The sequence below is a fragment of the Pseudoalteromonas sp. NZS71_1 genome, assembly GCF_015864305.1.
GTDB lineage: Bacteria > Pseudomonadota > Gammaproteobacteria > Enterobacterales > Alteromonadaceae > Pseudoalteromonas > Pseudoalteromonas arctica.
The window spans coordinates 372,160-387,480 of the sequence record NZ_JADYXM010000004.1 but is presented as its reverse complement, the minus strand read 5'-3'; the positions used below and the strand labels follow the sequence as shown (position 1 = coordinate 387,480).

The 15,321-nt window shown below is 38.3% G+C and carries 12 protein-coding genes and 2 pseudogenes; 3 read left to right on the top strand and 11 right to left on the bottom strand.

Annotated features, from left to right (window positions below; genetic code table 11):
- Positions 1-246 (top strand): annotated as a pseudogene (locus I6F43_RS09320) (IS4 family transposase); the annotation flags it as partial.
- A 53-nt stretch (positions 247-299) separates the two neighbouring features.
- Here the strand turns inward: I6F43_RS09320 and I6F43_RS09315 are convergent.
- The 10 genes and pseudogenes from I6F43_RS09315 to thrS form a co-directional block, all read right to left on the bottom strand.
- Positions 300-1,124, bottom strand: coding sequence for a LytR/AlgR family response regulator transcription factor (locus I6F43_RS09315; RefSeq protein ID WP_007582688.1), 825 nt, complete (start codon positions 1,122-1,124; stop codon positions 300-302).
- Positions 1,117-2,193, bottom strand: a complete 1,077-nt coding sequence (locus I6F43_RS09310; protein WP_197102010.1) for a sensor histidine kinase — start codon at positions 2,191-2,193, stop codon at positions 1,117-1,119. The genes I6F43_RS09315 and I6F43_RS09310 overlap by 8 nt, the downstream gene beginning before the upstream one ends.
- A gap of 251 nt (positions 2,194-2,444) precedes the next feature.
- Positions 2,445-4,001, bottom strand: a complete 1,557-nt coding sequence (locus I6F43_RS09305; RefSeq protein WP_010554472.1) for a SulP family inorganic anion transporter — start codon at positions 3,999-4,001, stop codon at positions 2,445-2,447.
- Positions 4,002-4,129: 128 nt separating this feature from the next.
- Positions 4,130-4,588 (bottom strand): Lrp/AsnC family transcriptional regulator, encoded by a 459-nt coding sequence (locus I6F43_RS09300; RefSeq protein WP_007375323.1) that lies wholly within the window; start codon positions 4,586-4,588, stop codon positions 4,130-4,132.
- A gap of 107 nt (positions 4,589-4,695) precedes the next feature.
- Positions 4,696-5,337 (bottom strand): annotated as a pseudogene (locus I6F43_RS09295) (MBL fold metallo-hydrolase).
- Between the two features lies 1 nt (position 5,338).
- Positions 5,339-7,156, bottom strand: a complete 1,818-nt coding sequence (locus I6F43_RS09290; protein ID WP_197102008.1) for a M14 family metallopeptidase — start codon at positions 7,154-7,156, stop codon at positions 5,339-5,341.
- A gap of 486 nt (positions 7,157-7,642) precedes the next feature.
- Positions 7,643-8,002 (bottom strand): 50S ribosomal protein L20, encoded by a 360-nt coding sequence (gene rplT / locus I6F43_RS09285; RefSeq protein WP_002960711.1) that lies wholly within the window; start codon positions 8,000-8,002, stop codon positions 7,643-7,645.
- 15 nt (positions 8,003-8,017) lie between these two features.
- Positions 8,018-8,218: a 50S ribosomal protein L35 gene (gene rpmI / locus I6F43_RS09280; RefSeq protein WP_002960713.1), complete on the bottom strand. Its 201-nt coding sequence runs from the start codon at positions 8,216-8,218 to the stop codon at positions 8,018-8,020.
- A gap of 212 nt (positions 8,219-8,430) precedes the next feature.
- The gene (gene infC / locus I6F43_RS09275) at positions 8,431-8,991 is read right to left on the bottom strand and encodes a translation initiation factor IF-3 (protein WP_002960714.1); all 561 of its coding nucleotides are present in this window, start codon (positions 8,989-8,991) and stop codon (positions 8,431-8,433) included.
- A 59-nt stretch (positions 8,992-9,050) separates the two neighbouring features.
- Positions 9,051-10,961: a threonine--tRNA ligase gene (gene thrS, locus I6F43_RS09270; RefSeq protein WP_007582683.1), complete on the bottom strand. Its 1,911-nt coding sequence runs from the start codon at positions 10,959-10,961 to the stop codon at positions 9,051-9,053.
- A 355-nt stretch (positions 10,962-11,316) separates the two neighbouring features.
- Between thrS and I6F43_RS09265 the strand changes: the two genes are divergently transcribed.
- A complete protein-coding gene (locus tag I6F43_RS09265; RefSeq protein WP_007582681.1) occupies positions 11,317-11,763 on the top strand; it encodes a DUF3010 family protein in 447 nt (148 codons plus the stop codon).
- 185 nt (positions 11,764-11,948) lie between these two features.
- A complete protein-coding gene (locus I6F43_RS09260; protein ID WP_197102006.1) occupies positions 11,949-13,682 on the top strand; it encodes an AMP-binding protein in 1,734 nt (577 codons plus the stop codon).
- 100 nt (positions 13,683-13,782) lie between these two features.
- Here I6F43_RS09260 and hflX read toward each other — a convergent pair whose 3' ends face one another.
- Positions 13,783-15,132: a GTPase HflX gene (gene hflX / locus I6F43_RS09255; protein ID WP_024592374.1), complete on the bottom strand. Its 1,350-nt coding sequence runs from the start codon at positions 15,130-15,132 to the stop codon at positions 13,783-13,785.
- Between the last annotated feature and the right edge of the window lie 189 nt (positions 15,133-15,321).

Sequence of the window (15,321 nt, the reverse complement as noted above, 5' to 3'; positions counted from 1 at the left end):
CACACATTAAAAGGTGATTATTTACCATACCAACTCAGTTTCAATGGTAGTTTAGCTCAAATAATGAGGTTGCTTGTTGGATTACCTTATTCAACACCTGGAGCCATACCACGTCAATTAAAATACTTTTATGCGATGGCAGAAAGCCTCATTCTAGAGCCACGAAGGGAGCGAAGTTTTCCTCGTTCAGTCAACCCAAGACCACAGCGGTACGCTAGAAATAAAAAAGCCGTTCACCTTAAGTGAACGGCATTAGAGCTTAGCTCGCATTTTTTGTGTCTGTAATAAAAGCGTTGGCTTTAACTTGCTAATGCCGCTTTAACCTTATCTCGGTAGCTACGGCTCACTTTTAATTCTTGGCCATTTTCAAGTACTAATAAATACTCACCACTTACTTGTGTAACCAGTTTACTAATTTGTTTTGTATTTACTATTGCGCTGCGATGTACACGCACAAATAACTGAGGGTCGAGCTCTTGCTCAAGCTCTTTCATTGTTTTACGTAGAATATGCGTTTGTCCGTCTTCACAGTGTAAACACATATAGTCACCTGCTGCATCAACCCATTGGATAGTCGCTACAGGTACCCGTATAATTTCACCCTGCTCTTTTACAGCAAGCGATTCTGGGTAACGTCTGTCTGTTAGCATATCGCCAGTGGCTAATTTTTTAAGTATTTCTTCGCAATTGTTACCAGTAATACCGGCTACAAAACTCGCTAATTTTTTCTTATGGGCGTTGTCTTGCTGCGTTTTTAAGTAGGTATGCACTTTTTCTACCGCCTGTTTTAGTCTGTTATCATCAACGGGTTTTAAAATGTAATCGAGAGCATGAATTTCAAACGCTTTTACAGCAAACTGGTCAAAGGCCGTTACAAATACAATCGCTGGTAATGCTTTTGAGCTTTCGCTAAGGGCTCTTGCTACTTCAAAGCCATTCATACCTGGCATTTGAATATCTAAAAAAACCAAATCAATTTTCTCGCTTTGACACATTTCAATTGCATCAGCCCCTGAACTACACAATTTAATTACTTCAATATCAGAGTATTCTTCGAGCCTTACCGCTAAACCTTTTCGTGCTAACGGTTCATCATCAACAATGAGTGTTTTTATTTTAGTCATTTTTCACAGCCTTCTCAAAAGGTACTCGCAGATTAACTTTTAATCCACTTGGCGTATTATGTGATAATACAAACGAATAATTATTTTCATACAACGTTTTTAATCTATCTTTGGTATTAGCGACACCTACGCCTTGAGCGTTAACTAATTGGCCATCGAGTATGTCAGTTCCTGGGCCGTTGTCGCCCACTTCTAGTAATAACTCATTCGCAAATACCTGTGCTTTTATATCAATTACTCCACCTTCTGTTAGATGGGCAATAGCATATTTAATCGCGTTTTCTATAATAGGTTGCAAAATTAAGCTCGGTACTAAAGCCTCTTTAGCTTGCTCGCTTATATCTACATTTACCTTTAATCGCTCATCAAAACGTACACGTTCTATTTCTAAGTAAAGCATGAGCGCATGTAACTCTTGCTCTAACGGTACTTTTTTTATTGGATCGGTATTTAATGTATAACGTAGAAAGTCACTTAACCTTGCTACCATTAAGTTAGCATCTTTGTTTTCTTTAACCAAAATTAAAGTAGAAATAGCGTTAAGTGTATTGAATAAAAAATGGGGGTTAAGCTGATACCTAAGCATTTTTAATTGCGCTTCGTGTGCCATAGTTGTGGCTTTTAGTGCTTTTTGTCGCTCACTTTGTAATAACTGATAGTATTTAACACCAAAGTACAAACCACTCCAACATAAAATAATATATACAGAATCTAAGCCTTGCTGCAGGTAATAAAACCACTCCTCTGGTCTATAACCATGGCGGTATATTTCCCACAAATTAAATTTTTGAACGACAGCCCATAGAGTGCCCGTTATATAAGAGGCACCAAATACTACAATCATTAATACCCAAGGCGAGGCATTCCAAATTTTACGGTAAATATACCTAAGCGGTACTGTCATTAAGCAACCAGCGTAAGCATTCAATAAAATAACAAATACGTATATATCACGCATTTCAAATACTTTAGAGCCAATATAATTTACTAACGCATAACCAATCCAGCCTGCAATTTGCAAAAGCCAAAAAAAGCGTTGTCTGTTATCGACTAAATATTGCCAGTTCAAAATAGATGTTTACTCCGTATAGTTAAAGACTAATTCTATAAAATAGGCGCTTGTTATTCTTTATTATTTTTACCTATGTAGGGCTAATTTCAATAAAATTAGATAGTCTTATTATATAGATTTATGAGTTTGCATAGCACTACAGCCTACCTTGCTTTTTAATAGTCTTACCGCAAACAAATAGTAGATACACTAAAAAAGCGAAAGGTTATTCACCTTTCGCTTTTTAAATATAAATAGCTTTGTGTAAATTAAGCTAGTTTGTCTGATGCTACTTTGTATGTTGGATCTTCAATCACATTCACTTCAACCAAATCACGTGCTTTATGCAACAACTGCGTACAGTCTTTACTTAAGTGACGTAAGTGAAGTTGTTTACCTGCTTTTGTGTACTTATCAGCAAGTGTGTCAATTGCTTCTATTGCACTGTGATCAGATACGCGGCTATGCTTAAATTCAACAATTACATTTTTAGGGTCATTTTTAACATCAAATAACTCTGCAAAGTTTTTAACTGAACCAAAGAAAAGCGGGCCATGTAACTCATATACTTTAGCGCCTTCTTCATCAATATAGTTAGTTGTGTATATGTGCTTAGCATGCTGCCAAGCAAATACTAATGCAGATACAATAACACCTACACATACTGCAATCGCTAAATCGGTAATAACAGTCACACCCGATACAAGTACTATTACGAACGCGTCTGATAGAGGCACACGCTTCATCATTTTAAAGCTGGCCCATTCAAACGTACCTAATACAACCATAAACATAACACCAACAAGTGCAGCTAGTGGGATCATCTCAATTAAGCTTGAAGCGAATATGATGAACGCAAGCAACATCAATGCAGCACTTATACCCGATAAGCGAGAACGACCACCTGAGTTAATGTTGATCATTGATTGACCAATCATTGCACAACCACCCATAGCACCAAACATACCACAAGTAATATTTGCAGCGCCTTGGCCTATACACTCTTTATTACTATGACCGCGAGTTTCTGTAATCTCGTCAATTAAGCTAAGCGTTAATAATGATTCAATTAAACCAATAGCCGCTAAAATAAGTGCATAAGGAAAAATAATTTGTAGCGTTTCGAAAGTAAACGGCACCATAGGAATATGAAATTGAGGTAAACCGCCTGCAATTGTTGCAGCTTCGTCGCCTGTCATTCCTTTTAAGAAATCAACTACAGTATGCGCTTCTAAATCCAAACCAATGACTAAAGCAGTCACTGTAATAATAGCGACTAATGTAGAGGGTACAGCCGTTGTTAGTTTAGGTAAAAACTGAATAATAGCCATGGTTAAAGCCACTAAACCAAGCATAATATATAACGGGTTACCCGTCATCCATTCTTGTCCGCCCATACCATCAGGCACTTTAAATTGTCCTAACTGAGCAAGAAAAATAACAATAGCTAAGCCGTTTACAAAACCAAGCATTACCGGATGAGGAACCATGCGGATAAACTTACCGAGTTTAAATACACCCGCGAGTATCTGCAGTATGCCCATGAGCAATACGGTCGCAAATAAATACTCAACACCATGATCAAGCACTAAACTTACCATAACAACAGCTAGTGCACCGGTTGCACCTGAAATCATACCGGGGCGGCCACCAAATATAGCCGTGATTAAACCAACGATAAACGCGGCATATAGACCAACTAAAGGTTCTACATTTGCAACAAAGGCAAACGCAACAGCTTCTGGCACCAAGGCTAGCGCCACAGTTAATCCAGATAGAATATCGTTTTTAGCAGAGCTAGGCGCCCTACTGAGTAAGTTAAACATTGAGTTCCTCAAATGGTGTAATGGGTATCAAAAAAGCGCTAAATTCTACCAAATTAGCGCTCAGTTAACAATTGTCATTATGTGGTTAAACTAAACTAAAAGAGGTTTAGCTTTTAAAAGAAGTGCTTTTATAAAGGGAGGGAAGTACTACGTTTTACACATGTCATTGTTACATTAGAATGTACTTCTTGTACATATTCTAAGCTTAGTAAATTATCGCGTACAAAGTGCTCATAACCTTCTATGCCTTGTGAAATTATGCGTAGCATAAAGTCCATTGTTCCAGCCATGGTGTAACACTCTGTTACTTGATCGTAACTCATTATAAGTTTTTCAAATTCAGCAAGGTTCTTTTTACCGTGATTTGATAAACGCACATGTGCATATACAAGCATATCAAAGCCAAGTTTTTTCTCATCTAAAAGAGCCACTTTGCTTTTTATATAACCATCTTGCTCTAGCTTGGCAATTCGACGCCAGCATGGAGATTGAGACAAGCCTACTTTATCAGCAATTTCTGCGGTTGATAAACTAGCATCTTGTTGTAAAAGTGCCAATATTTGGCGATCTACGTGATTTAGAGACATTTTATTTCTTATTTATCAAATAAACTGGTTAAATTATACAACCATTTTAAAACTCAGTCTGCTTATTTTTAATTTTTATGCAGTTTGCCAAACTTCAAATAAGTAACTTAACCAAACTTACCACTCACAAAAGGATTTGTTTGTTTTTCAAATCCAACCGTAGTGTCGCTCCCATGCCCTGCCAATATTTTAGTATTATCAGGTAAGGTTAGAATATGCGTCTTAATCGACTCTATAAGTTGTTCGCTATTCCCCTTAGGGAAATCAGTTCGCCCTACTGAGCCTTTAAAAATAACATCACCTACAATAACGCATTCATTGTCTTGTTGATAAAACACAATATGACCAGGTGTATGCCCTGGGCAATGCTTCACTAAAAAGCTAAGTTTACCTACGCTCACGGTATCGTTATGGTTTAGCCAAATATCCGGATAAAAAGGCTCAATGGGTTTAAACCCGAACATTTGTGCTTGCATAGGTAAGTTTTCAAACCAGAAGTACTCATCTTTTTATGGGCCAATAATTTGTACGTTAAATTGATTACGTAAAATATCAGCCCCACCCACATGATCTAAATGCCCGTGCGTTAACCAAATAGCACTTAATTCTAGTTTATGCTCATTAAGGGCTGCTACTATTTTATCAGGGTCGCCACCTGGGTCTATGACTACGGCTTGTTTAGTTTCACTACACCAAATAATACGACTATTTTGTGTAAATGCAGTGACGGGAATGGTTATAATTTGCATATTAGATTTCTTTACTTTTTTGATCCGGGATAACAACTTCTTCTTCAAATGACATCAATATTGGGTACTTTAAGTACGCTTGATCATAAAATGGACTTTGCTCATATAACCAGTTTAATCTCGCATCAGCGTCGCTTGCGAACGATTTATCTTTAAGCTTTTCATCAAACTTAAGCGCTAGCTTTGGATTGTCTTTTAGCATTTGGCGTGCAAACGGAATTAGTGCATAGTTTTCCATGTACTCAGTACGCTGAAAAATAGTATTAAATTCCCCCCATGCAAAAAACGAATCTGGTGCTTCAGGATGCAATAAATGCACAGCAAGCTCACCTGCTTTTTGTTGAGTATTGACTTGATACCAACCATCTAAATCTACATTTATAGCAGGGACATAATCAAAACTTGCTGATACTCTAAAACGGCCTTCAAAGGGTGCTTTATCAAACGTGTAGTCTGCCACCTTTGCTACTTTTAAAGGCTGTGTGTTTGCCCCTTCAAGTTTATTAATAGAGACACCATGTAACTTTAGTTTCTTAATAATATTGCGATATACAGGCGGAATAAAAAAAGCTTTAGGTACTTCAACTGTATGTTGTACATCTTTTTGCCAATAAATAGGTAAGTCGGTATATGTATGTGCTTTACCCAAATACTTCACTTCATTTTGGCCTGAGAGCGCATTCATGCTTGATGAATACTCAATACCTTTAAACTGCGCAATCGTATCAGCTTGCTTGGCATAGCCACGCTTTACTATTAACTGTTTAGGAACAAATTCCTGTTCTTTTTTTACTGCATTAGCTAATTCATGACTGTGCTTTGATAGCGCAGTAATAGCACCATCTAAAAATACGTAAGTTCCTAATACACGTTGCTTGTAAGGCTTCAATGAATGATTTTCAACTAAAATAGTCGGTAATGACTTTAAATCACCCCAACCATTTGAAAAGCGCGGCGTAGCAACCCATCCCGCTAATCCTTTTTTAAAGTCGCGCTTGTCCATAACAAAAACAAGTGGCCCTGGCATGTGCCCTTGCTTAGCTAGCGTATCGTCAATCAGAGGTTTAAAAAACTGGTTTAGTGCATCAGATACCGCAGGCGACTCGCTTGAAAATACCGGATTGTAGCCATAAGTCACATCGTATTGGTAATCTGCGCCGTCGGTTACGTGTACATCAATGTATAAATTTGGGTTGTAGTCGTTAATAACCTTTAGAACACTTCTAACTTCTGGGGTATCTAATTTAGTAAAATCACGATTTAAATTAAGGTTATTAGCATTTGTTCTAAAGCCCATTTTTGTAGGGCCCCGTTGATTGATGCGATTGAATGCACTACTACGTTCGTGTCCATCTACATTTAATATAGGAATAAATAATATATTTACCTTTTTTAAAATGTCACGGCGCTTACCCGTCGCTATATCTCTGAGTAACATAAACATGGCATCTTTACCGTCTATTTCACCAGAATGTATTCCTGCCTGAATAAAAATAGTTGGCTTAGTGCTATTAGCCATTTGCCTTGCTTCAAAAAAACCTTGTTCACTGGCAATCAACATTTTTATTGCACGCTTGCTATTACTATAGCCAATGGTTTGAGATTGAAACTGAGTAGGGTTTGCAGCAACTAATCTATCTACAAATGCCATTGTATTTGCATAATCTGGCGACGCTTCACCTTCTGACAACTCAAAATCAGTAGTTAACGGCCCTTGTTTTTGTAAAAGCTCTACGCTTTTCCCCTGCCACTCAATTAATGGAGGTAAGTGTGCGTCATACGCCACACTTGCAGATAAAACTAGTAAACTTGCAAACATAAAATTCTCTAACAAACGCCTTAATTATATAAATTATATCAACTAAATTTTTTATAATGAGGAAACTGCGGTGATTCAACAAAAAAATGCAGCCAATTACATGTCACTCATTCACACCTGTCTTTTAAGGCTATATAACGTTATTAATGTACAGTAATTCATTACATTACTATTTATACCAACTCGTAAAAATACTTAATCAATTTAAAGGATTACATCTGACGCTAACAGCGCCAAAAATGTCTGATATACGTCTGCATGGATCCAGGAGAGTGAGTAATGATGGAGCAATTGCCAAGAACAACTAAATAGTGAATTTCGCCCTGCTCTAACGTATTTTTTTATCGATAAATAGAGCTAATATAAGCAGATGGGTATTAATTTGAAAAAGCCGATTTAGCTCAGCTATAAAAAAGTGTAAGTTATTAAATTACAGGCACAAAAAAAGGAGCCATAGGCTCCTTTTTAATACTTATATGAAAAAGCTTAAGCGGCTAGGCCTTCTTTTGCTTTTTCTACAAGCGCTGCGAATGCAACTTGGTCATAAACAGCGATATCTGCAAGGATCTTACGATCGATTTCTACAGATGTCTTTTTAAGACCATTGATAAAACGGCTGTAAGACAGACCATTTTGACGTGAAGCAGCATTGATACGTGCAATCCATAATTGACGGAAAGTACGTTTCTTCGCACGACGGTCACGGTAAGCGTATTGACCCGCTTTAGTAACAGCCTGGAAAGCTACGCGGTAAACACGTGAACGTGCTCCGTAGTAACCTTTTGCTTGTTTTAAAACTTTTTTGTGACGTGCACGTGCGACAACGCCGCGTTTAACTCTTGCCATTTCTAAAAACCCCTATTAAGCGAACGGTAACATACGTGAAACTAGACCATGGTCATTTTTATGAACCATCATCTTAGGACGTAGGTGTAACTTACGCTTAGAAGTTTTCTTAGTCAGAATATGACGAAGATGCGCTTGTTTACGCTTGAAACCGCCAGAAGCAGTCTTTTTGAAACGCTTAGCAGCGCCACTGTGACTTTTTAGCTTATAAGCCATTGCAATAACTCCAAATTGTATTGCTTTTAAATTAGTAAGCAGGCGTGAGATATATTTCTATAGCTCCACTTTTAGGCCTAACTTACTGCCATGTTCCGGTGAAGACCCAACATAAATGCCGCAATCTTACTTTAATACCGGTTAACTCAGGTGAATATTCGCATATTACTTGCAGACCTGAGCTAATTTCGGTGCGTATTATCGCTTAAAAATTATTTTTTAGCAACAGGCGCCATCATCATAACCATTTGGCGACCTTCAACACGATTTGGGAAAGACTCAACTACTGCAAGTTCTTCTAAATCGGCTTTGATACGGTTTAATAATTCTATACCAATTTCTTGGTGAGCCATTTCACGACCACGGAAGCGGATAGTAATCTTAGCTTTATCGCCAGCTTCTAAGAACTTACGTAAGTTGCGAAGCTTAACCTGATAATCACCTTCATCCGTACCAGGACGGAATTTGATTTCTTTTATCTGGATTTGCTTTTGCTTCTTCTTCTGCTCTTTTAGTTCTTTGCTTTTTTCAAAGATGAACTTACCGTAATCCATGATTCTACAAACAGGCGGCTCAGCGTTTGGACTGATCTCAACAAGATCAACACCCGCTGCATCGGCCATAGTTTGCGCGTCTTGTAATGACTGAATTCCAGCTTGTTCGCCTTCAATGTCAATTAAACGAACTTCTTGCGCTGTAATTTCTTCGTTAATACGATTTTTTTGAGCTGTTTGTTGCCCTTTCTTGCCGCCTCTAATAGTACGTTCCTCCAAGAATATCAATAATATAAGCGTGTAATTGGCTGTTTGTTAATGCCTTACACGCTCGATTTTTACTGTCGATTTTTAATTTCTTCGCTAATTTTAGCTACAAAATCATCGACATTAAATTTGCCTAGGTCTTCACCTGTGCGAGTACGCACTGCTACTTCTTGTTGTTCAACTTCTTTATCGCCAACAACAAGCAAGTATGGAATACGCTTCAGTGTATGCTCACGGATTTTAAAGCCAATCTTCTCATTTCTCAAGTCAGCAGCGGCTCTAATTCCAAGTTTATTTAATTTTTGTACTACTTCTTTAACATAAGGAGCCTGTTTATCGGTAATATTCATAATTACCACTTGCTTTGGCGCAAGCCACGTCGGGAATAAACCAGCGTACTCTTCAGTTAAAATGCCAATAAAGCGTTCAATAGAGCCTAAAATAGCACGATGTATCATTACAGGTGTACGACGTTCGTTATTTTCTGCTACATAAGTAGCGCCTAAACGACCCGGTAATGCAAAGTCTAATTGCACTGTACCACACTGCCACGCTCTGTCTAAACAATCGTATAAAGTAAATTCAATCTTCGGACCATAAAACGCGCCTTCACCCGGAAGATAATCAAATTCAATATCGTTTAGCTTAAGTGCTTCGGCTAAAGCAAGCTCTGCTTTATCCCACATATGGTCTTCACCAATGCGTTGTTCTGGGCGAGTAGATAGCTTAACTACAATCTTCTCAAATCCGAATGTTTCATATGTATCATAAACCATCTTAATACACGCTGAAACTTCGTCCATTATCTGCTCTTCGGTACAGAAAATGTGAGCATCATCTTGTGTAAAGCCACGTACACGCATTAAACCGTGTAGTGCACCTGATGGTTCATTACGATGACAACAACCAAATTCAGCCATACGAAGTGGTAAATCACGGTACGATTTTAAACCCTGGTTAAAGATCTGCACATGTCCTGGGCAGTTCATTGGTTTAATCGCGTATTCACGCTTTTCAGACTCAGTGGTAAACATTGCTTCTGAATATTTTTCCCAGTGACCTGATTTTTCCCAAAGTGAACGGTCCATCATCATTGGACCTTTTACTTCTTCGTACTCATATTCGCGTAACTTTTCACGTACAAATTCTTCAAGCTCGCGGTAAATGCTCCAACCATCGTTGTGCCAAAATACCATGCCTGGCGCTTCTTCTTGCCAATGCCATAAATCAAGCGCTTTACCAATACGGCGGTGATCGCGTTTTTCAGCTTCTTCAAGGCGTTTTAAATACGCTTTAAGTTGCTTTTTATCGCCCCACGCTGTGCCGTAAATGCGTTGTAGCATTTTGTTTTCTGAATCACCACGCCAATATGCACCCGCAACTTTCATTATTTTGAAGTTTTGGCAAAATTTCATGTTAGGAACGTGAGGTCCACGACACATGTCTACATATTCTTCGTGATGATATAACCCTGGGCGGTCATCTTTAGCGATGTTTTCGTCCAGAATTTCTATTTTGTATGTTTCGCCACGCGCTTCAAATGTATCGCGTGCTTCTTGCCAGCTTACTGTTTTTTTCACTACGTCGTAGTTGGTTTTTGCAAGTTGCAACATACGCTTTTCAATTGCTTCAAGATCATCTTGTGATAATGAATGTTCCATATCGATATCGTAGTAAAAACCGTTATCAATGGTAGGACCAATTGCCATTTTTGCGTCTGGGAAAAGTTGCTTAACTGCATGACCAATTAAGTGAGCACAAGAGTGACGAATGATTTCAAGGCCGTCATCGTCTTTAGCGGTAATGATCTCAAGACGAGAGTCTTCACTAATTAAATCACATGCATCAACACGGTCGCCATTAACACGACCCGCAATGGTCGCTTTAGCTAAACCAGGGCCAATATCGTTTGCAACATCAAGCGTGCTTACAGGGTTTTCAAAACTACGTTGACTTCCGTCTGGAAGAGTAATAACTGGCATTATAAATCCTTGCTACAGTGGTGACACCTACAATGTATCACGTGTATTTTTAATAAATTAAATGAGAATGACTCGACAACGCTTTTACGAATAAGCATTGACTAATAAATGTAGATGCAGAGTCTATTCAACTACAAAGATATATTGTCGCGTGCTGCGCATTTAATTACAAGTTTTAAGGGGTGAAATCCACCCGTTTTGAGCACAAAATGTAACTTTTAGAGCAAAAAAAATCATTTCATTAAAATATAAAAGCATCAACGCACTAATTACGCACCTACAACTATACCTACACTCGCATTTTAATGTGTGTTGCGTATAATACTGCGTAATTAAGTTATTTTAGAGAATAGACATGAGAACATGTGGTGTAGAAATTACCGGTAGTGATGTACTACTTTGTATTTTAAGTAAAGATAATGACGTATTTGATATTCGCGATGTGCGCCAAACACGCTTTACCTTAGGTAACGGTAACGACACTGAAGTAATGCGTAAATTTCAATTCGATTTTGCAAAACTAATGCAAGATTACCAAATTGATTCTGTTGCAATCCGTGAGCGTCAGCCTAAAGGTAAATTTGCTGGCAGCGCAAAGGGATTCAAAATGGAAACTGCGATTCAATTAATCGACAATTTAGACGTACGTTTATTTACCACAACTGAAATTAAAGAACAGGTAAAGCGTAATCCTATTCCTATTGATTTTGAAGAAACAGGTCTTAAAAAGTACCAAGAAAATGCATTTGTAAACGCTTACGTTTACATAATGAAAAAAACATACCGCAGCGACGAAATGTAAACTCATTACTCGTTTAAAAACGCGTACTTACATTGTAAGACGCGTTTTTTTGTATCTAAAAAACATAATTAGATTTTATTAATCTAATAATACATTAGTCTAACTGCACTTCTCTTTGTCGACAATATGTGTTTATTTTAACTTTGTAGTTTACATAACTCACACACATTTTCATGGAGAGAGCAATGCACACACACACTATTGCGGTAAAAGAAGTAGAACAAATAAATCACTTACCGTTATCGCAAAGCTATTTTAAAGGTATACAAAGCACACCTTTAACAAATTCAACTATAGGCGAGTACTTTGACTTTATTGTCGACAAAAATCCAGAGGCGTTAGCTGTTGTAGTTCATCACCAGGGTATTCGCTTAACGTATAAAGAATTTCAAAAAGAAGTTAATCAACTTGCTATGGGGTTGCTGGCACTTGGCGTGAAACCAGGCGAGCGTGTTGGTATTTGGTCTCCTAATAATATTGAGTGGTGCTTAACCCAATTTGCAACCGCAAAAATTGGCGCAATAATGGTTTGCATCAACCCTGCATATCGCCCTAACGAATTACAATACGCCTTAAATAGTGTTGAATGCTCTACTCTAATCACAGCATCAAACTTTAAAGGCAGTGATTATTTAGAAATGCTCAATGGTTTGGCTCCAGAACTTGCAACTTGCGATAAAGACACACTTAATTTAAAAGCACTGCCCACTCTTAAAAATATAATCCGCATCGGCGATGAAGCATCTCCTGGTATGTACTCTTTTAACGATGTTATTAACTTGCCAGCACCGGCACATGAGCTTGAATTAAAAGCAATAGGTGCAAACTTAAATGCTGAGCAAGACATCAATATACAATTTACATCAGGCACAACAGGCAACCCGAAAGGCGCAACGCTCACTCATAAAAATATTTTAAATAATGCGCTATTCGTCGCCGAATCTATGCACTTTACGAGCGATGACAAGTTATGTATCCCTATCCCGTTATATCATTGCTTTGCAATGGTATTGGGTAGCTTATTGTGTGTTAGTAAAGGTGCAGCAGCTATTTACCCAGGCGATTCATTCGATGCAAAAACCATACTAGATGTAGTTCAACAAGAAGGATGTACAGCGCTGCACGGTGTACCTACTATGTTTATTAGTGAGCTTGAGCTAAGTAATTTTAACGATTATGACTTAAGTACTTTACGCACGGGTGTAATGGCAGGCTCTACATGCCCAGAGCAAGTAATGCGCAAAGTACAAACACAAATGAACATGCATCAAGTACTGATTGCTTACGGGCAAACGGAGTGCAGCCCCATAAACAACATTACCGAAACAGACTCTTCAATAGAGCGGCAAGTAACGACGGTTGGCCGCGCACTTGCCCATACTGAGGTTAAAATAATTGACGAGCTGGGTAACATTCAAAAAATTGGTCAACCTGGCGAAGTGTGTAGTAAAGGTGCAGGCATAATGCGCTGCTATTGGAATGACGATGCTAAAACAAAAGCCACAATAGATGAAAGTGGTTGGCTACACTCTGGCGATTTAGGTGTCATGGATACAGAAGGGTTTGTCACTATTGTTGGCCGTATTAAAGATATGATTATTCGTGGCGGCGAAAACATTTATCCGCGCGAAATAGAAGAAGTGCTTTACACCTACCCGGGCATTCAAGATGCTGCCATATTTGGTATAACAGATGAAAGGTATGGCGAGGAAGTGTGCGCTTGGATCCAACCAAAAGAAGACGCTGTGCTTGATGAGCAAGCAATTCGTGAGTTTTTAAAAGACAAACTAGCCTATTTTAAAATGCCACGACATATCCGTTTTGTAGAAAACTATCCAATGACAGTAACAGGTAAACTGCAAAAATTTAAAATGCGTGAGCAAATGCAAGAAGAGCTAAGCGACAAAGCCTTCTCCTAATTTTTCTCTACAAAAAATCTGAACTCTGAATAATAAATCTACCTCAAGTAACGATTAAAAAGCACAGCCAATCGGCTGTGCTTTTTGTATACTAAATTTATTATAAATCTAACATTCTCTTTTTTAAACGTTCTAAATCAATCGCACTCGAGCGCACTGTTAATTTAATATGGCTGTATTCATATTCTTCTTTAACAACACTCATACTCGATCGAATTTCGCCCACGATACCTTTGGCTGTGTACGGTATAACAATCTCTTCTTCAATCATGTCCTCTTGAGCAATGCCAATAATGTATTTGTGCAATTTACTAATATCATCTGGATTACGCGTAGAGGTCATCATCGCATCAGGAAATTCATCCATTAGCGACTGCTGCTGCTCAGTACTTAATTGGTCTGACTTATTCAGTACTAATAATTTTTTGCTGCCTTCCACCCCAACTTCTGCCAGTACTTTATGTACTACTTCAAGTTGTGAGCGAAAAGAAGGATCTGAAGCATCTACAACATACAGCAATAACGACGCATCATGTGCCTCAGCGAGCGTTGAATGAAATGAAGCCACCAAATCATGAGGTAATTTTTTAATAAAACCAACCGTATCTGAAACCAATATACGTGGCTGCGTAATCGGGTACAGTGCGCGAACAGTGGTATCTAGCGTTGCAAAAAGTTTGTTTTCGCCTTCTACATCACTACCTGTAATTGCGCGCATCATTGATGACTTGCCCGCATTGGTATAACCAATTAAAGCCACTGAGAATAGCTCAGAGCGCTGCGTACGTCTGTCCATCATTACATCTTGAACACTAACAAGTTCGCGCTTTAATTCTGCTAACTGATCGCGCACCTTACGGCGATTAAGCTCAAGTGTGGTTTCACCCGCACCTTTACCCATTTGGCGTTCTTTATCACCTGTTGATGTTTCACGCAGTCGTGGCGCGACATAATTAAGGCGAGCAATTTCAACTTGTAATTTTGCAGTTTTAGTACGCGCATGACGGCTAAATATTTCAATGATAATACCGGTGCGATCAAATACTTCCACACCCAGCTGATTCTCAACATTACGTAGTTGAGAAGGCGTTAAATCACAGTCAAATACCACTACATCGGCACATGCAAAATCAAGTTCGTCTGATGGAATTTCTGAGGATATTTCGGTTAAAGGGTCTTCATCAAGTAAATCATCTTCTTGCTCGTTTTCAACCATCCCTTTATTGCCGGTAAGGTGTGCTATTTCAGCTAGTTTTCCTGAGCCCAGTACATTAACTTTTTGGGTAGAACTTTGCTTTTGCGATTGTGTACCTACTACTTTAAAGCCTAACGTAGTTACCAAACGAGCAAGCTCTGCTAGCGACTCTGTTGCTTCGTCACCTTTAAATTGTGGTGTACTAATAGAAATAAGTAACGCATTAGGAAGTGATGGTTTTGCAGTTAGTTGCATAATTTTTTGTCTTAATGCACCTAAAGTGCAAACCTAATTTTCATTCGAAAGTAACTTGATCCTACGCTGTTATAGCCCAGCTTTATAGGGTTATAGTTCACTAATGGCGTTAATATTTAAAACTAACCATAATATACTCAATTTTATGGCTAGTTTTAAAATCACATTATATTAAAGCCTTATTGTTCA